Source organism: Massilia forsythiae (genome assembly GCF_012849555.1).
In the GTDB taxonomy this organism is placed as follows: Bacteria; Pseudomonadota; Gammaproteobacteria; order Burkholderiales; family Burkholderiaceae_D; genus Telluria; species Telluria forsythiae.
In genome coordinates this window covers 2097133-2114295 of record NZ_CP051685.1, presented here as the reverse complement: position 1 = coordinate 2114295, position 17163 = coordinate 2097133, and the positions used below count along the sequence as shown (strand labels likewise).

The window sequence follows — 17163 nt, the reverse complement described above, 5'->3', positions numbered from 1 at the left end:
GCAGGGTATCCAAACCCGGTATCGTTGCACTAGTTGGGTAACTCTTGAGGTACCGAATTCTGTTGCTCAGTATGGGCCCCCGCCTGCGCGGGGACGACGAGCTATTGGCCGAAAGCAGGGTAACGATCGTCTTGAACAGCAATGCCGGCAGGCCGGGGGCCAGTCACTGCGGCTGGCCCGGCGCTTGGTGCGATTGCGCCGGCGCTGGCGACGGCGCGGGCTGCAGCTGCGGCTGCCCTTCCAGCGGCTGCAGCCACGCCGCGTCGTCGGCGCGACCTGGAAAGGCTTCGCCGCGCGCCAGCAGACCCGGCGCGTCGCTGGTTAGGTCCATCGCGTACACCTGGCCGGCGCCCGGCTGCGGGTCGTCGCGCACCGTCATGCGGTAGTACAGGCGCGCGGCGCCCAGCAGCGCATCCCACGCCGCCAGCGGCACGATGTATGCCTCGAAGCCGACTTGCGCGCCATCCTCGCGCGCCGCGGCCGGCGTCAGCCATCCCGAACTGAAATAACCGCGTCCGGGCGGCTGCTCCGGCGCGCCCTTCGCCGGATTGGGAACGGCCTGGTCGCCCGCCGGATCGCCGAGCGCCGGTACGCCGGCCGCCGGTACGCCGGGCGCCGGTACGCCGGGCGCCGATACGCCGGGCGCCGATGCAACGGCAGCCAGGCCGGCAAAGCCGGCCGGATCGTTGCTCAGTTCGACCGCATAGGCCTGGGCCCGGCCCGGGTCGATGCGGAACGCGGGCGAACCCAGCAACGGATCCCACAGCAGCGGCCCTTCGATATCCGGCTTGCCGTCGCCGGTGGCGACCAGGCGCATCAGTTCCGTGATGGTGCGGCGCCGTTCTCCGGTGCGCGGCGGTGCGCCGATGCCGGCACGGATCTCGATCGACGGCGCCATGGCCGCCATGTCGTCGGTGGTGGACACCGTGTAGTCGACGTAGTCGTCCGGCCGGGCCGAGGCGCCGACCCGGTACCACAGGCGCGGCGCATTGCGCAGCTGCGCCCAGACCGTCGCCGGCAGCCGGTAAGTGGGGTCGACCTGGAACGGCTGGTCGGACCAGGAACCATAAAAATTGCCGCTGGTGCGCGCGCCCAAGTGGCCGGTGGCGTCGAACAGGCGCGGATCGGCCGCCACTTCCACCACGTAATAGCGGTGCGGCCCCGGATTGATATGGAAGCGCGGCGGCGGATCGGTGCGGGTCCAGGCTTCGGGGCCGGCGATCGTCGGCGCATCCGCTGCCGCAACCGGCGCGCTGCGCGCGGCGCGCACCGCGGCCTCGGCGTCGAGGCGGCCGTAGCCGAAGCGCTCGCTGTGGCCGGCGGCGTCGTAGGCGTCCGGGCCGCCGATGCGTTCGGCGCTCTGGCGCAGCAGGCTGCGCACGTCCGCCGCACCGAGCGCCGGGTTGGCCGACAGCATCAATGCGGCGATGCCGGCCGCCAGCGGTACTGCGGCCGAGGTGCCGCCGAAGCAGTCGGTGTAGGCGCCGCCGCTCTCCGGGCCAGCCCGCCGCGCACCTGCCTCGTTCCCGCCCCCTCCTCGCTCGCCTTTTCCGCTTTCGCCTTTTGCCCTCGAGCCTTCCTGGCTCGGACCTTCCCCACTCACACTCTCCCCGCTCGCACCTTCCCGGTGCGCATCGGTGTCGCCGTCGCCTTCCAGAACGGCACTTTTTTCGTACATATCGTTTACATCGTTTCTTGTACCCGGACCGTTCTGCACGCCGGCACGCAGGCCATAGCCGGCCGGCCAGGCGCGGTCGGCCGTGAGGATCGCGTGTTCGTCCGCCGATCCGCTCGATGGCGCGCAGGCGAACAAGCGGGCGCCGTAGCTGCCGTAGGACGCCGCCAGGCCGCGCTCGCTGCAGGCGCCGATCGCCATCACGTCCGGGTTGGCGGCATAGCCGTCGCCGTCCAGCGCTTCGGCGCCGTTGCCGGCGGCCCAGAAGATCGGCGTGCCCTTGCCGCCGCGGCCGTGCTGCAGGCAATAGCGGATCGCCAGGCGGGTGGCGGTGGGCAGCGGGCACGGCGTGCCGGCCGCCGGCCCCCACGCGCAGCCGAGCACGTCGGCGCCGGCGTCGACCGCCCATTCGAACATGCGCGCTTCTTCCGACACCGCCAGGAAGCCGGGCGTCCTGGCCAGTACCAGGCGGCAGCCCGGCGCCACGCCGGCCACCGCGATGCCGGCGGCGCCGGCCACCCCGGCACATGCGGTGCCGTGACGGTCGGCATACGACTTGGGAGAAGCGTCGGCGCTGCCGTCGGCGAAATCGTAGCGGGCCGCCACCTTGGGCTGCCCGGTCGCGACCTCGCCGGCGAATTCGGGGTGGCCCGCGTCCACGCCGTCGTCGAACAGGGCGATGCGGATCGCCGGGCTGCCGCGGTTGTCGCGCCAGGCCTGCGGCACGCGGCAGGCGTGCAGGTGCCATTCGCGCGCCAGCCGGGGCGCCTGCATGGGGTCTGCGGCCGTGCCGGCAGCGCCGCCGGCGCTGTGCAGGTGGCGCGCCTGCACCAGGTCCGGTTCGGCGAACAGGACGATGCCTTCCTCGACCAGCGCGTTGGCGGCCGCCAGCGCGCCCAGGCCGTTCACGCCCGGCGCACAGCCGAGCAGGAAGCCGTTGGGAGCCGCGTAGCGCAGCGGTTCCAGGATGCGCAGTCCCAGCAATTCGAGCGTATGCAGGATCTTTTCGATGCCCGGCTCGACGCGGAACTTGGCCAGCAGGCGCGCCGTCGGCACCAGCGAATCACCGCCGCCGCGGCCATGGCGGCAAGCCTGGAAAGCCTGCGCCACGCCGTCCAGCCGGTGCAGGCGCTCGACGCAGGCGGCCGCCGAACCGGTGCGGTAGACACCCAGGCCATCGCGCGGCAAAAAGGCGAGCGGCGCCGCGCCGGCCAGCACGGCGGCGGCCGGCATGCGCGCCGCCCGCGCCTGCGCGCCGGCGGCCGGCGCGCGGCAAGTGTCGCGGTCGAAGCGCACGGCGAACACGTGCGGATCGGGGAACAGCGGCACGCGCTGGGTGCCGGCGTAGTAGTAGGCGCTGGCGCCCTCCTCGTCCTGGACGCTCATCGCGCTCAACCCTGGATCAGCAGCGCCGGAATCGCCTCGCCGTCGCCGTCGCGGCTGGACACCTCGTAACCGTCCCAGGCATCCTGGCGGCGCGAGCTGAGCACGCGGTAGTACAGGCGTTCGCTGTCGGCGCGCAGGCGCTGCCAGACCGCGGCCGGCAGGCTGTACTGGCTGCCCTGCATCAGCGCGGTATCGCTCCACGACCCATAGAAATTGGTGTCGCTGCGCACATGGCCGACGTCGGCGCTGTTGAACAGTTCCGGCTCGGCCGCCAGTTCCACCGCGAAGTAGCGGTTGCTGTCCACGTGCACGCTGAAGGTCGGCGGCGGCGCCGCGCGCGGGACGGCGGAAGGTCCTTCGATGCTCGGTCCGCTGTCCTGCACGGGGCCAGGCTGCTGCGGTTCGCTGCCGGGCGCCGCCATGGCGAACGGTTCCTGCGCCTCGAACCCGTCGTCCTGGCGCCCGGTCGTATAGTAGTTCGGCGTCTGGGTCGACGGCATGCGCGCCAGGATCGCCTGGTGAAACGCGCGGTAGCTGCCCTGGAAGTCGCCGTTGCCCCACACCGCCAGCAGGTTGGCGGTGAACAGGCCGTTGACGTCGCCGTCGGACGACAGCTGGTTGTCCTGGCAGCCGGAAATCAGGAGCACGCTGGCCTCCATCTCGCTGCGCTTGCGCGCGCCGGCGGCGAACTGCAGCGCGTCATAGAAACGCTTGCGGCGCCGGTAGTCGGCGGCGGCCACCTGCGCCGGCATGGCCTTGAAGCGCGCCGGTGCGCCCGCTTTCGCGCCCGGCCGGTAATGGCGTTTCAGGGCCGGATCGGCCGCCAGCGCCTGGTACTCCATGGCGCGCGTCACGCTGCCGCTGTGGCAGCTGTCCGACAGCACCACGATGCGGCAGCGCCCGAACTGGTTCCACAGGTTGTACAGCTCGTCGTCGATCAGCTGGCGCTCGTACAGCACCCAGGTCTCGTCCTGGCCGTCGTCCTCGTCGCCGTCGGCGTCCGGCATCTGGCCGCCGTGGCCGCTGTAGGTCAGCAGCAGGATGCCGTCCTGGTCGAGGCTGCGCGCGGCCCGGCCGATCTCGGTGATCACGCGGTCGGCGGTGGCTTCTTCGTTCAACAGCAGCGTCGAGCTGTAGCCGAGATTGTCGGCGATCGTGCGCATGCAGTCGGCGTCGTTGACGCAGGCGGTCAATTGGCCGTCCCAGCCGTCATACGCATTCGGGTCGACCCGGTTCAGGCCGATGTGGATGGACATTGCGCTGGTCATGGCATTCTCCTTATTTGAGCAGGTCCCAGTTCAGGGTCACGGCATTGCCTGCGCGCAGGTCGGCCTGGAACCAGCCCTTGGTGGTCACGGTGCCCGCCAGGCTGGTCATGCTCACCTGGAATTCCAGCGTGCGCGGCCCCTGGTAGACGGTCAGCGGCAGCGTGAACGCCGCTTCCCCCATGGTCTGCTCCTCGTTCATGGTCACCGCGCGCTCGCTGCCGGGCACTTCCTTCAGGCGCGCACGCAGGTCGAGACGGCGCAATTGATGGTTGGCGTAGTTGATGACGTTGATGAACAGGACGTTGGTCTCGATGTTCTCGACGAAGCTGCGGATTTCCTCCAGCGTGGCGGCGTCGCCGGGCGGGATGGTGTACACCGGCCAGCCGGGCTTGCTGCCGGCAGGTAGCGCAATCGACATCGTTTCGCCCGGCGCCAGGCGGCGCTCGGCCGGCAGCATCGTCAGCGCGCCGTCCGCGTCCAGCGCCGCCAGGTCGCTCAGGTCCACCGGACTCTGGATGCGGTTGGTGAGTACGGCGTTGGCGCCATCCTGCGCCAGCTGCAGCGGCCCGCCGTCCCACGGCCCGGTCAGCCGGTTCAGGTCGAGCACCAGCGTGCTGGTGAATCCGGCGCCGTCCGGCAAGGTAAACGTCAGGCTGGCGTTGGCGCCGCCATGCTTGAGCATTTCCTGCAGCATCAGCGCGCCGGCCGGATCGGTCGCCAGCGTGACCTGGAAGCCGTCCCAGGAACGCTCGACGTCCGGCGCCATGCCGGCCAGCCAGTCGCTTTGCTCGACCGTGCAGTCGATGGCATTGATCAGGTCCAGCAGCGGCGCCGGATGCAGGCGTTTCAAGGCGGCGTCGATGCGGTGGCGCTGGTCCGGGCTCAGGTCCGGCTGCAGCGATGCCATCAGCACGCAGCGGTCGGTTTCCGGATGATCCGGATCGAGCGTCGAATACAGGTAGATGGCCGGCCGGTAGGCGCTCTCCCTCGCCCGGCGCGAAATGGGTGATCAGGTACGTGGACGGCAGCAGCACGAAGCGGCCCGGCTGGGTGAGCGAGCGCAGCACCTTGCACGGCAGCCCGGCCAGCGCGGCGTCGTCGACCTGCTCGACCAGCGCCAGCGGCACCTGGCCCAGGCTGAACGCTTCGCGGCAGCCGATCGCCGTCAGCGCGTCGTCCTGCTGCTGGCAATACAGGGTGCCCAGGGTGGTGCACGGAAAAAACACGTCGAGATCCATGCGCCGGCCCTGGGTCTGGCGCGCGTAGCGCCACTTGGCCATGGCTTGCTGGATCACCGCTTCGTTCTGCGGGTAGGACGGGATACGGATGGCCGACACGGTGCCAGCAGCGTACGACGTGGCCGACGATCGCGCGGGCGCCGGGTCGGCCGTGCGGCCGGAGCTTGCCCACGCAACCGGATCCGGCGCGCGCCCCGCTCCATCACCGGCATCGGCCGGAACGCCGGGGCCACCGGCGTGCGCCAGCCCCAGAAATGGTCGTCCTTGCCCTTGAACATGTCGGCCAGCGCATTCTGCGCCGCTTCCAGTTCGGCCGCCGGCGGCGCGGCCGTGGTGGTGAAGGTGATCAGGCCGCCGGCGACCTCGCGCGTGCCGGTGGCGCCGACGGTGGTGTCGGCGCTCTGCACGCCCAGGAAGTGGGTCAGGTGGAATTCGCGCGGGCCGGTGTCGACGTTCGCGCGCGACAGGCGCACGGCACCGGGCATCCAGTAGTACACCGGCGGCTTGCCCTCGCGCTGCAGTTCGTCGTTGTGCAGGTCCGGCAGGAACAGCAGTTCATACTGGCCGGCCTTGATCGCCTGGAAACCGCCGGCGAACAGCGGCCCGACTGCGTTGGTCATCGCACACCTCCGTTCTTTTGCATGCTCTGTTGGTCAGGGCGGCCGCACGGCCGCCGGAGCGAGAAACGATGCTAGCAGGGAGGCGGCGCGGCTTCGCGGCCATGGCAATCGAGCGGTCGATCGTGTGATTCGACGCAAATGCCGGTACGGGACGCGGTGCAAAAACGCGCGGGCGGGAGTCGAATGGAGCGTCCTGGAGCACGCCAGGCACGGGGCTGCCAGACGGCGGCCCCATGGGAAGAACGGCCGCGGCTTAGGCCTTGGCTTCGCCGCCCAGCGCCTCGACCAGGTCGGACAGCATCTTCGACAGTTCGCCGGTCATCAGCATCATGTCGTTGTCGAAACGCTCGTCGTCGCTGTAGGTGATGGTCTCGCCTTCCTTGATCACGTCGAGCGGCTTGATGCTCTTGATCGCCAGCGATTCGGTCAGCACGAAGGAAATGCGGCTGTTCCAGGTCATGGCCAGGCGCGTGCACTGCTTGCCGCCGGCGATGTGGCGGCGGATGTCTTCCGGATCCAGCGAATGTTTTACGTAGCGCACCGTGGCCTTGCTCTCGCCGGTGGCGCGCAGTTCGGTATCCTGGTCGATGGTGAAGTTGTAGGGCGCCTCGTCGGTTTCCAGCCAGGTGGTCATCATCGCCACCGGCGAGCTCTGCACGCGCAGCGATTCCAGCGGCATCTTGTCGATGCCCTTCAGCAGCAGCTTGATGACGTCGTCGGCCTTGTTCGGGCTGGCGGCATCGACCACCAGCCAGCCGTTGACCGGGTCGATCCAGGTGAACACGTTGCCGCGGATCGAGAACGCGCGCGGCAGCAGCTCGTCGGCCACGCGCTCCTTGAGTTCCTTCATCGCCTTTTTACCGGGCGCGAAGCCTTGCTGCTCTTCCATTTCCGCCGCCTTGGCCTTGGCGACCTGGTTGATCACCGAGCTCGGCAGCAGCTTCTTTTCCGTGCCCAGCATCATCAGCATCTGCTTGTTCACCACGTGCACCAGGTGTTCGTTGGCGCGCGGCGAATCCCAGCCCTGCTGTAGCAATTCATTGCTGTTGGCGGGCACGAAGGCTTGCGGACGCAGCGCTTCTTCCATTTGCTCGGGGGTGAACGCCCATGGCGCGGGCAGGCGGTAGATCTGCAGATTCTTGAACCACATAACTTGGCTTTCTCGGGTCAGTATTTCAGGGGAACGACATTTTACACGCTGCCGAACGGCAAAAATCCAACGGCAGCGCAGGCTTTTTCAAGGTGTTGCCGGTTCGTCAAAACCGGTTTCTTCGGCCGCTTTCAGCCGAACAGGTTCAGCTGCTCGACCTGCTCCGACTCGCCCAGGCGCACGCCCACGCCCAGCAGGCGCACCGGGCGGCCGGCGCGCAGCCAGCCGGTTTCCAGCAGCCGGATATACGTCTCCATGTCCGGCGCACGGCCGACGCATTCGACCGTGGTCTGCTGGAAGTCGGAAAACTTGATCTTCACGAACAGCTTGTTGATGAACTTCTCGCAGCCGGCCCGCTTGATGCGCCCCAGCAGGTGCTCGAACAATTCGGGCAGCAGCGCCACGCAGGCCGGCAGGTCGGGCACGTCCGGCGTATACGTTTCCTCGGTGCTGACCGACTTGCGCTCGCGCGACGGTTTTACTTCGCGCACGTCGATGCCGCGGCACAAATCGTGCAAACGCTCGCCGAAGGAGCCGAAATGCCGGCGCAGGTCCGCCATGCTCCAGCCGCGCAGGTCGGCGCAGGTGTGGGCGCCCAGCCGGTTCATCTTGGCGGCCGTCACCTTGCCCACGCCGAACAGCTTTTTTACCGGCAGCGCCGCCACGAAGGCATCGACCTCGTCCGGCCGCACCAGGAACAGGCCGTCCGGCTTGTTCCAGTCGCTGGCGATCTTGGCCACGAACTTGTTCGGCGCCACGCCGGCCGAGGCCGTGATGCCGACGGTCTCGAAGATCCGTCGCCGGATTTCCTGCGCGATCAGGGTGGCGCTGCCCTTGCAGTGCGGCGACGCGCTGACGTCGAGGTAGGCCTCGTCCAGCGACAGCGGCTCCACCAGTTCCGTGTAGTCGCGGTAGATGTCCATGATCTGGTGCGAGGCGATCCGGTACTTTTCCATGTTGGTCGGGATCACCAGCAAGTCCGGGCACAACTTGACCGCCTGCGCCATCGCCATCGCCGAATGGATGCCGTAGCGGCGCGCCTCGTAGTTGCAGGTGGCGACCACCCCGCGCCGGTCAGAGCTGCCGCCCACCGCCAGCGGCCGGCCGCACAGCGACGGATCGTCCCGCATCTCGACGGACGCGTAGAAACAATCGCAATCGCAGTGGATGATCTTGCGGACAGGGACGTTCACGGTGGTGCGGTCGCGCCGGCATGGGCGACTACTGTAATTGCATACAGTATCGATGAGAACGGCGTTTCATGCAAGACCGCAGCGCCGCCGCAGGGGTCGGAGCCCGGTTTTCGCGGGTGGGCTCTGACCCCGGAGCCGGCGGCATCCGCCTACCCTTGCAGGCGCTGGCGATGCGCACCGGGGTCAGGGTCGTTTTAAAGGCAACACCGGGCTCTGACCCCTCTACTGGGTGATGCTGGAGTAGCTGCAGGCCTTGACCACGTTCGGAACCGGATCGCCGAACACGGCGTTCGAGCAGGCGGTCGAGCCGGTGAACACGCGCGAGACGTAGGTGGCGCCGGCGCCGTAGCGCACTTCTCTCGTGCCGCTGAAGGCGCAGGTGCCGTTCTCGTCGGCACAAGCGGTCCAGGTGGGCGTGACGGTCACGCTCGAATAGCTGCACGACTTGACCACGTTCGGGGTCGGGTCGCCGAACACGGCATTGGTGCAGGCGACCGAGCCGTTGACGGTCTTGCTGACGAAGGTGGTGCCGGAGCCGTAGCGTACTTCGCGGATACCGCTGAACGAGCAGGTACCGCCTTCGCTGGCGCACGCGGTCCAGGTCGGCGTACTCGGCGTCGTGGTGGCACTGGTGCCCAGCGCGGCGTTGACGGCCGCCGCCGCGTCGACGATGCCGGCGCCGCAGCCGCTGCAGGCGGCCGGAAAGGCGCGCGCGGTCGATTTCAGTTTCGCTTCGACCTCGTCCGGCGTCAGGTTCGGATTGGCCGACAGCATCAATGCCGCCACGCCGGCCACGTGCGGGGCCGCCATCGAGGTGCCCTGGTAATACGCGTAGGTGTCCGCGGCCGGGGTCGTGTTGCCGCCGTTGAGCGTGGACAGGATGCCGCCGCCGCTGCTGTCGCCGCCCGGCGCCGCCACGTCGACCACGCTGCCGTAGTTCGAGTAGGAGGCCTTGCCGCCGCTGCGGCCGACCGCCGCCACCGCGATCACGCCGGCGCAGTTGGCCGGGCTGGTGCTGCCGGCGTCGACGTTCGCATTGCCGGCCGCGACCACCACCACCGCGCCGCGCGAGCGCGCGCCGTTGATGGCGTTCTGCGTGGTGGTGTCGCAGGCGCCGCTGCCGCCCAGCGACAGGTTCAGCACCCGCGCTTTGTAGGGAGCGGCCGGGACGTTGGCGACGGTGCCGCCCGAGGCCCAGGCGATGGCGTCGGCGATGTCCGAGGTATAGCCGCCGCAGCGGCCCAGCACGCGCGCCGGCACGATCCTGGCGTTGTAGGCGATGCCGGCCACGCCGACGCCGTTGTTGGTCTTGGCGGCGATGGTGCCGGCCACGTGGGTGCCGTGCCAGCTCGACAGCGTGTCCATGGCCGGCACGCCGGCGCCGCAGCTGCCGGCCGGCGCCCAGTCGCCGGGGTCGCTGGCATCGGTGTCGCGGCCGCTGCCGTCGTTGGCGATGGTGGTGTCGGAAATGAAATCGTAGCCCGCCAGGATCTGGCCGGCGAGGTCGGCATGCGGACGGTAGCCGGTGTCGATCACTGCTACGTTGACGCCGCTACCGGTCGACTTGTCCCAGGCGGCCGCCACGTTGATGCCGCCCTTGGCCTCGAACAGGTCCCATTGCTGGCTGTAACTCGGGTCGTTGGGGGTGGCCAGCGGCACCATGATGCGGTCCGGCTCGGCGTACTGGACGTCCGGATCGCGCGCCATGAGTTCCGCCGCCAGCTGCTTCGCTTCCACCAGCGTCATGCTGCGGCTCAATTTGAGCACGTTGGCGCCGTTGACGGTGGCGCGCAGCGCGCTCAGGGTGGCGCCGAAGGTCTGGCCGGCGCGCGCGAGCAGGGCCTGGCGCGCGGTCGAAATGGCGCCGGCGGCGATGCCCCTGGCGGCATTCGTGTCGGCATCCTTGTAGCGCACGATCAGGCGGTCGGTCTGGGTGACGAACTGGGTGGCTTGCGCCGGCGCCTGGCTCGGCTGGCCGGCGCTGGCGGCCAGCGGCGCGAGCGCCGCCATGGCAACGGCGCACAAAGTAAATGCGGAAACAATCTTGCGGTGCTGCTTCATGCTGGTCCTTTCCTGGTCGATTCACCCTGGATTTGGTTCCAGGGAGCAATCTCTTTTTGGTACATACGTGGCAACCGGACCACGAAGCCTAAAGGAAAGCGAACTCGACAGGACCGAATTCAATGCGCATAGCGAGAAAAAATTTTTGGCGATTGCGTGATTGACAACAAAATCCGCAAAAATGGATGAAAAAAGGCGCTCCATGGAGCGCCCTTCCAGCGATTCTGTATCTGGATGACAACAGCGTCATGGCCCATATCGTACTACCGCGCCATGACGCTCCTCCATCGCTGAACTTATTGCGTGGCGGCGGTCACCGCTGCCGAGGCGTCGACGATGCCCACGCCGCAGCCGCTGCACGATGCCGGGAAGGCGCGCGCGCTCGACTTGAGCTTGGTTTCCACCTGGTCCGGGGTCAGGTTCGGGTTCTTCGACAGCATCAGCGCCACCACGGCGGCCACGTGCGGAGTGGCCATCGAGGTGCCCATGTAGCTGGCATAGCTGTCGGCGCCCGGGCCCTTGGTGCCGGCGTTCAGGGTCGACAGGATGCCGCCGCCGGTGCCGCTGTCGCCGCCCGGGGCCGCCACGTCGACGATGGTGCCGTAGTTGGAGTAGGACGCGCGGCCGCCGGCGCGGTTGGTGGCGGCGACCGTGATCACGCCGCTGCAGTTGGCCGGGTTGCTGTTGCTGGCGTTCTGCGCCTCGTTGCCGGCCGCGACCACGACCACGGTGCCGCGCGAGCGGGCGCTGTTGATCGCGTTCTGGGTCGTGGTGTCGCACCTGCCGCTGCCGCCCAGCGACATGTTGATCACCTGGGCGCGCGAGGCGATCTTGGTCACGCCGGACACGGTGCCGCCGGACGCCCAGATGATGCCGTCGGCGATATCCGAGGTATAGCCGCCGCACTTGCCGAGCACGCGCACCGGCACGATCTTGGCGCCGTAGGCGATGCCGGCCACGCCGCTGCCGTTGTTGGTCAGCGCGGCGATGGTGCCGGCCACGTGGGTGCCGTGCCAGCTCGAATTCGAGGCCGGCTGGCCGGCGCCGCACTCGCCCGCCGCGGTCCAGTCGCCCGGATCCTGGGCATCGCTGTCGCGGCCGTTGCCGTCGTTGGACACGGCGGTGTCGGAAATGAAGTCGTAGCCGGCCACGATCTGGCCGTTCAGGTCGGCGTGCGGGCGGTAGCCGGTGTCGATGACGGCCACGCGGATGCCGGTGCCGGTGGCCTTGTCCCAGGCCGCCGGCACGCGCATGCCGCCGGTGGTTTCATAAAAATCCCACTGCTCGGTGTAGCGGCTGTCGTTCGGCGTCAAAAGCGGATGCATCATGCGGTCCGGCTCGGCGTACTCGACCGTGCTGTCGCGCGCCATCAGCTCGGCCGCCACCTGGGCCGCCTCGGACAGCGAGGTCTTGCGGCTCAACTTGAAGATGCGGGCGCCGGTGGCGATCTTGTGCGATTCGCTGAGCAGGAAGCCGAACTGCTGGCCGGCGCGGTCGACGATGGCCTTGCGCGCGGTCGACAGCGGCGCCAGCGCGCCGGCGGCGGCACGCGCCACGGTGCCGTCGGCGCCGGCCACCACCGGTGCCGTCTCGTCCTTGTACTTGACGATGATGCGGTCGGTCTCTTCGACGATGGCCACGCCGCGCGCGACGGGTGCGGCCGGCTGGTCCGCAGGGACGCCTGCGAACGCGGCGCCTGCGCCGAGTCCGAGAACGGCGGCGGCGCACAGTTTCAACACTACCGGGTGTTTCGATTGCTTCGACTTCATGTTTGTTCCTTTTTTTGAGAAAAACACAAAAGTACAGTTTCCGCAGGCATCCGCCGGATGCCCGAGATCTCGTTATACGGCGCCGTCACCGGGCGCCGCTCGTCCGTCTTGAAGCGGACGATCCAGAGTAACGCCAAGCAAGCAAATGTGGACGGAATTCACATTTGAATTCGATGCTTTTACAACACAAAGGGCCTTTGGTAGCGCTAAAACCTATTTTGTTTGGAGAAACCTCAACTCAACAAAACAAGATATTGCTCTAAAAAATTAAATATTTAAACAATTGGCCATTTCAGATACGCGCGAAATGTCACAAATGTCTGTATGTGGGCGATGGCGACACGCGCTCGAACGCCGTCGTGCGCGCAGCGGCGGCAGTGCTGCGGCAGCAACCCGTGCAAGGCAAAAAAAAGGCCGCGATCGCTCGCGGCCCTGGTCGTTCACGCTGACGCGTCGATCAGAAATTGCCCTTGAACTGCACACCGTAGGTGCGCGGTTCGTTGGTGAAGCCGGTCAGGTTGTTGAAGTCGATGGCGCCGGTGATGCGGCGCTGGTCGAGGATGTTGCGGCCGAACGCCGCCAGTTCGTACTTGCCGCCGGCCCAGTTATAGCCCACGCGCAGGCCGCCTTCGGTCAGCGGCTTGCCGGTGAACTCGGTCGCCTCGTACAGGAAGAAATTGATCTTGGTACGGTACGACCAGTCGGTGTAGACGAAGAACTCGCCGTCGCCGACCGGTACGCCGTAGCGCGCGCTGGCGTTGACGATCCACTTCGGCGCCTGCGGCAGCGGGTTGCCGTTGATCGAGACCAGGCCGTTGGCGGCGGTCGGATCGGTGATCGTGCACTGGGCGCAGCGGGCCACGGTCAGGCTCGGGTCGTCGATTCTGGTGAAATTGTAGCTGGCGCTGGCGGTCAGGCGCAGGGCCGGGCTGACGATGCCTTCGATGTCGAACTCGGCGCCCTGCCCCTTGCTCTTCTTCGCGTTGATCAGCTTGGTGACGTTCGAGTTGCCGCCGACCACGGTCAGCTGCTGGTTCTTGACTTCGAAGTCGTAGATCGAGAAGTTGACGCGGGCGCGGCGCTCCAGCAGGTCGGCCTTGATGCCGCCCTCGTACGAGGTGACGGTCTCGGCGTCGGCCAAGGTCACCGGCACGGTGGCGGAGGCGGCGGCGATGCTCGGCGCGCGGAAGCCGGTGGCGACGCGCGCGTACAGGTTCACGTCCGGATTCAGTTTATAGGTACCCGACAGGTCCCAGTTCACCTTGCTCTTGCTCTCGCTGACGCCGGCCGGCCCGATCAGGGTGACGTTGGTGTGCTCGAGGGTCGTGAAATCCTTCTTGTCGTCGGTGTAGCGCACGCCGCCGCGCACGCTGAAGGCGTCGTTGACGGCGTAGGTCACGGAACCGAAGCCGGCCCAGGCCTTGTTCTTCTGGTTCGAGACCACGCGCGAGGTCTGCGCCTGGGTCACGCTGTCGAAGTTGTCGCTGCCGCCGGTGGCGTCTTCATTGAAGTAGTACACGCCGGCCTGCCAGTTCAGCGGACCGGTGTTCTTCGACTCGACGCGGAATTCCTGCGAGTACTGGCTCAGGTCGGTCAGGCGGCTGGCGGTCTGCACCTGGAACGGGATGCGGCCCGGGCCGGCCGGGATGCCGCCGTCGATGTCGCCGCGGCTGCCGTAGTGGTCGACGCCTTCGTAGCCGGTGATCGAGTACAGCCGGACCGCGCCCAGGTCCCAGGACAGGCGCAGGTTGGCGCCGTTGGTCTTCAGGTCCTGGTAGTTCAGGGCGTTGGTGACGATGCTGCCGAGGTCGGTGCCGTCGGCGAAGTCGTTGGTGCCCTTCTTGATCAGGTTGGCGCGGAACAGGCGCGCGCTGCCGTTGGTGGTGCGCTGGTGCACGTTGAACAGGGCGCTGAAGGTCGAATCCGGGGTGTACAGGAACTGCACGCGTTCGGCGTGTTCGTTGTAGCCGTCCAGTTCGCCGGTCTTGTTGGTCTTGGCCAGGTCGCTGTAGCTGTCGACGTAGTCGTCGCGGTGCTGGCGCAGGGTCGACACGCGCATCGCCCACTTGTCCGACAGCGGCACGTTGACGGCGCCATCCACGTTGGTGGTGCCGTGGGTGCCGTAGGACAGGTTGTAGTAGCCCTCGACCTTTTTCAGGTTCGGCTTCTCGGACTCGAATTTCACCACGCCGGCGGGGGTATTGCGGCCGAACAGGGTACCCTGCGGGCCGCGCAGCACTTCCACGCCGGCCACGTCGAAGATCGGGAAGCCTTTCAGGATCGGATTTTCCTGGACGATGTCGTCGACGATCAGCGACACCGGCTGCGAGGCGAACAGCGAGAAGTCGGTGTTGCCGTAGCCGCGGATGTAGAAGCGCGGGAAGGTGCGGCCGTTGGAAGACTCGATGTTCAAGCTCGGCACCTTGCCGGCCAGCAGGCGGATGTCTTGGCCGCCCGAGACCAGCACGTCCAGCTTTTCGCCCTTGATGGCGGACACCGACACCGGCACTTCCTTGATGTTTTCGGTGCGGCGCTGGGCGGTCACGGTCACGGTCTGCAGCTCGGCCGGCTGCGCAGCCTGGGCCAGGGCAGCGCCGGCAGGCAAAGCGGACAGCACCAGCAACGCGCCTTGTGCGCTCAGCACGCGCTTGTGCATCTTGGACATCTTGATCATTGAGTTTTCCTAGGGAAGAGTGAATGAAACCGTCGCGTGTCTCCGCTATTCCCCTCTTCGCCGCCAGGACCGGCGCGGGCCGGCAACCCCGCATCTTGTCGATGTCTAAACGTTGCCGGCCCTATAAAGGCGATATTGTCGAACATGTGCATAAGCTTATGCAAGAATTTATGGCGCGACCGCCGCAGGCTTACAACAGCTTGATCGCCGGGCAATGTGCCGCCGGACTGGACGATCTAGCCACTTTTTTTGGAAAAGCTCTTGCGCGCCTTCAAATGGATACGCTATGATTCGGTCCTCTTCGGACGTGGTGACAAACGTCGGACAGAAACTCTGAACAGAGTGCGGGCGCTTAGCTCAGTTGGTAGAGCGGATCCCTTACAAGGATTAGGTCGGGAGTTCGAGCCTCTCAGCGCCCACCAGATGCAGGGTTTCAGATACACGAAGAACCGATCAAGTAAAACGGAGCGGTAGTTCAGTTGGTTAGAATACCGGCCTGTCACGCCGGGGGTCGCGGGTTCGAGTCCCGTCCGCTCCGCCAACATTCAGCAGGAAGAGTGTTCCCCCTGCGGGGAACACGGTCCCCGGACTCGAAGGGATTCGCTTGTAAGCGAATCCGCGGTCCGCGGAACGTGGACGAGTCCCGTCCGCTCCGCCAACATTCAGATGCGCAAGCATCAAGAAAAAAGGCCCGATTCGTCGGGCCTTTTTTCGTTTTCATTGGTACATGCCGCTCTTGCTGCGTCGTCCCCGCGCAGGCGGGGATCCATATTGAGCAACGGAATTCGGTACCTCAGAAACGTCATGAACGCTTCAAGGGATGTTGATTCGAATGCCGAGCTTGCGCAGGAATGAGGTTTCAAGCGCATTTCAATATCGCCGCCCCCACCTCGACCCGGTTGCGCCCGCCGCTCTTGGCCGCATACAGCGCGTGATCCGCGCGCGCCAGCGCCGCCGTCAATTCCTCGTTCGGCTCGATCAGCACCAGGCCGATGCTGACCGTGACGCGGTAATCCCCGGAGCAGCCGGGCAGCGGCGCCGCGGCGACTGCGAGGCGCAGGCGCTCGGCGGCCTGGAAGGCGCCGTCGAGCGTGGTGCCGGGCAGCGCCAGCGCGAATTCCTCGCCGCCCAGGCGTCCGATCAGGTCGTGGTCGCGCAGCACCGCGCCGGCAGTGTCGGCAAACATGCGCAGCGCCTGGTCGCCGCAGGCATGTCCGAAGCTGTCGTTCAAGCGCTTGAAATGGTCGAGGTCGAGCATGACCAGCGCGACCGGCTTGCGCAGGCGCAGCGCCAGCATGCGCGCGCTTTCCGCGCGCTCGAAAAAGGCACGCCGGTTGAGGGCGCCGGTCAGGCAATCGACCGTGGCCAGGCGCTGCATGTTGGCATCGTCCTGTTGCTTGCACATCAACAGGAAGCCGAAGCCGTTGACGATCATCAGCAGGTAGCTGGCCATGTAGGCGAAGCCGACCAGGGAACTGGCACCCAGCGCGGCCACGTTGCCCCTGGTAACACCCATGGTGGCCCAGATCGCCAGCGCGAACAGGGCGTCGTTGGCGCCGATGATCCGCTGCAGCAGGGATGCGCCCTTTTGCGGCCGCAGCAGCACGGCCGCCGCACCCGCAGCGAACAGGGCGACGATCATGGCCACCACGCACACCATCTGCTCGGTGGTGGCGCCGGCCAGCAACGCCAGCGTCACCACGGCCATGCCGGCGACGCTGGCCGGATACAGGAAGCGGCGCCAATGCGCGAAGCCGAAGAACAGGCAATAGGCCGCCAACTCCAGCGCCACCCCGACCACCGAGGCGAACGACGCCAGCTTGCCGGCCAGCGGAAAACCGAACTGGGGCGCCAGCCAGCAGCACACTTGCGCCAGGCCGGAAAACAGGCGCGCCCAGATCCATACCGTCAGGCTCGGACTGGGCGTGGCGCCGCGCATGTAACCCGCCATCAGCAGGGCGAAGGTGACATTGCCGACGCCGAGCGACAGCATGAATGTCAGGATATCGATCACTGTGTTTCCTCAGCGGAAAAGAGGACAAGATCCATGTCATTCATATAAATATAGTTTCTCAAAGGAACTATATTACACCTTTTTCATGTTCCGCATACATGATTCGCGCGTTTCC

Annotated in this window: 12 protein-coding genes and 2 tRNA genes; 4 read left to right on the top strand and 10 right to left on the bottom strand. The window is 67.1% G+C overall.

Annotation, left to right across the window (positions count from 1 at the left end; all coding sequences use genetic code 11):
- Positions 1-163 precede the first annotated feature (163 nt).
- The 3 genes from HH212_RS09145 to HH212_RS09135 are packed head-to-tail and all read right to left on the bottom strand — an operon-like array spanning position 164 to position 5236.
- The gene (locus HH212_RS09145; protein WP_170202203.1) at positions 164-3061 is read right to left on the bottom strand and encodes a S8 family serine peptidase; all 2898 of its coding nucleotides are present in this window, start codon (positions 3059-3061) and stop codon (positions 164-166) included.
- A gap of 5 nt (positions 3062-3066) precedes the next feature.
- Positions 3067-4329, bottom strand: a complete 1263-nt coding sequence (locus HH212_RS09140; RefSeq protein ID WP_170202202.1) for a caspase family protein — start codon at positions 4327-4329, stop codon at positions 3067-3069.
- 10 nt (positions 4330-4339) lie between these two features.
- Complete coding sequence (locus tag HH212_RS09135) at positions 4340-5236, bottom strand: hypothetical protein (RefSeq protein ID WP_170202201.1); 897 nt, start codon at positions 5234-5236, stop codon at positions 4340-4342.
- A gap of 98 nt (positions 5237-5334) precedes the next feature.
- Here HH212_RS09135 and HH212_RS09130 point away from each other — a divergent pair, with 98 nt between their 5' ends.
- Complete coding sequence (locus HH212_RS09130) at positions 5335-5595, top strand: hypothetical protein (RefSeq protein ID WP_170202200.1); 261 nt, start codon at positions 5335-5337, stop codon at positions 5593-5595.
- A gap of 25 nt (positions 5596-5620) precedes the next feature.
- Here HH212_RS09130 and HH212_RS09125 read toward each other — a convergent pair whose 3' ends face one another.
- From HH212_RS09125 to HH212_RS09100, 6 genes are all read right to left on the bottom strand, one after another.
- A complete protein-coding gene (locus tag HH212_RS09125; protein ID WP_170202199.1) occupies positions 5621-6187 on the bottom strand; it encodes a hypothetical protein in 567 nt (188 codons plus the stop codon).
- Between the two features lie 253 nt (positions 6188-6440).
- On the bottom strand, positions 6441-7337 hold the full coding sequence (locus HH212_RS09120; RefSeq protein ID WP_170202198.1) for a recombination-associated protein RdgC: 897 nt from the start codon (positions 7335-7337) through the stop codon (positions 6441-6443).
- Between the two features lie 131 nt (positions 7338-7468).
- A complete protein-coding gene (gene dinB / locus HH212_RS09115; protein WP_170202197.1) occupies positions 7469-8530 on the bottom strand; it encodes a DNA polymerase IV in 1062 nt (353 codons plus the stop codon).
- Positions 8531-8752: 222 nt separating this feature from the next.
- Positions 8753-10591: a S8 family peptidase gene (locus HH212_RS09110; RefSeq protein ID WP_211172476.1), complete on the bottom strand. Its 1839-nt coding sequence runs from the start codon at positions 10589-10591 to the stop codon at positions 8753-8755.
- Positions 10592-10887: 296 nt separating this feature from the next.
- A complete protein-coding gene (locus HH212_RS09105; RefSeq protein ID WP_170202196.1) occupies positions 10888-12360 on the bottom strand; it encodes a S8 family peptidase in 1473 nt (490 codons plus the stop codon).
- A gap of 457 nt (positions 12361-12817) precedes the next feature.
- Positions 12818-15034, bottom strand: a complete 2217-nt coding sequence (locus tag HH212_RS09100) for a TonB-dependent receptor (RefSeq protein ID WP_170202195.1) — start codon at positions 15032-15034, stop codon at positions 12818-12820.
- 23 nt (positions 15035-15057) lie between these two features.
- Here HH212_RS09100 and HH212_RS09095 point away from each other — a divergent pair, with 23 nt between their 5' ends.
- From HH212_RS09095 to HH212_RS09085, 3 genes are all read left to right on the top strand, one after another.
- On the top strand, positions 15058-15324 hold the full coding sequence (locus HH212_RS09095) for a hypothetical protein (RefSeq protein WP_170202194.1): 267 nt from the start codon (positions 15058-15060) through the stop codon (positions 15322-15324).
- A 56-nt stretch (positions 15325-15380) separates the two neighbouring features.
- A tRNA-Val gene (locus HH212_RS09090) sits at positions 15381-15456 on the top strand.
- A gap of 42 nt (positions 15457-15498) precedes the next feature.
- Positions 15499-15575, top strand: a tRNA-Asp gene (locus tag HH212_RS09085).
- Between the two features lie 318 nt (positions 15576-15893).
- Here HH212_RS09085 and HH212_RS09080 read toward each other — a convergent pair.
- On the bottom strand, positions 15894-17048 hold the full coding sequence (locus HH212_RS09080; protein WP_170202193.1) for a GGDEF domain-containing protein: 1155 nt from the start codon (positions 17046-17048) through the stop codon (positions 15894-15896).
- Positions 17049-17163: the final 115 nt, after the last annotated feature.

What these genes read in the sequence shown, in the direction of transcription:
- HH212_RS09145 (WP_170202203.1), bottom strand. Translation starts at nt 3,061, where the DNA reads ATGAGCGTCCAGGACGAGGAGGGCGCCAGCGCCTACTACTACGCCGGC.
- HH212_RS09140 (WP_170202202.1), bottom strand. Translation starts at nt 4,329, where the DNA reads ATGACCAGCGCAATGTCCATCCACATCGGCCTGAACCGGGTCGACCCG.
- HH212_RS09135 (WP_170202201.1), bottom strand. Translation starts at nt 5,236, where the DNA reads ATGGCATCGCTGCAGCCGGACCTGAGCCCGGACCAGCGCCACCGCATC.
- HH212_RS09125 (WP_170202199.1), bottom strand. Translation starts at nt 6,187, where the DNA reads ATGACCAACGCAGTCGGGCCGCTGTTCGCCGGCGGTTTCCAGGCGATC.
- HH212_RS09120 (WP_170202198.1), bottom strand. Translation starts at nt 7,337, where the DNA reads ATGTGGTTCAAGAATCTGCAGATCTACCGCCTGCCCGCGCCATGGGCG.
- HH212_RS09110 (WP_211172476.1), bottom strand. Translation starts at nt 10,591, where the DNA reads ATGAAGCAGCACCGCAAGATTGTTTCCGCATTTACTTTGTGCGCCGTT.
- HH212_RS09105 (WP_170202196.1), bottom strand. Translation starts at nt 12,360, where the DNA reads ATGAAGTCGAAGCAATCGAAACACCCGGTAGTGTTGAAACTGTGCGCC.
- HH212_RS09100 (WP_170202195.1), bottom strand. Translation starts at nt 15,034, where the DNA reads ATGATCAAGATGTCCAAGATGCACAAGCGCGTGCTGAGCGCACAAGGC.
- HH212_RS09095 (WP_170202194.1), top strand. Translation starts at nt 15,058, where the DNA reads ATGAAACCGTCGCGTGTCTCCGCTATTCCCCTCTTCGCCGCCAGGACC.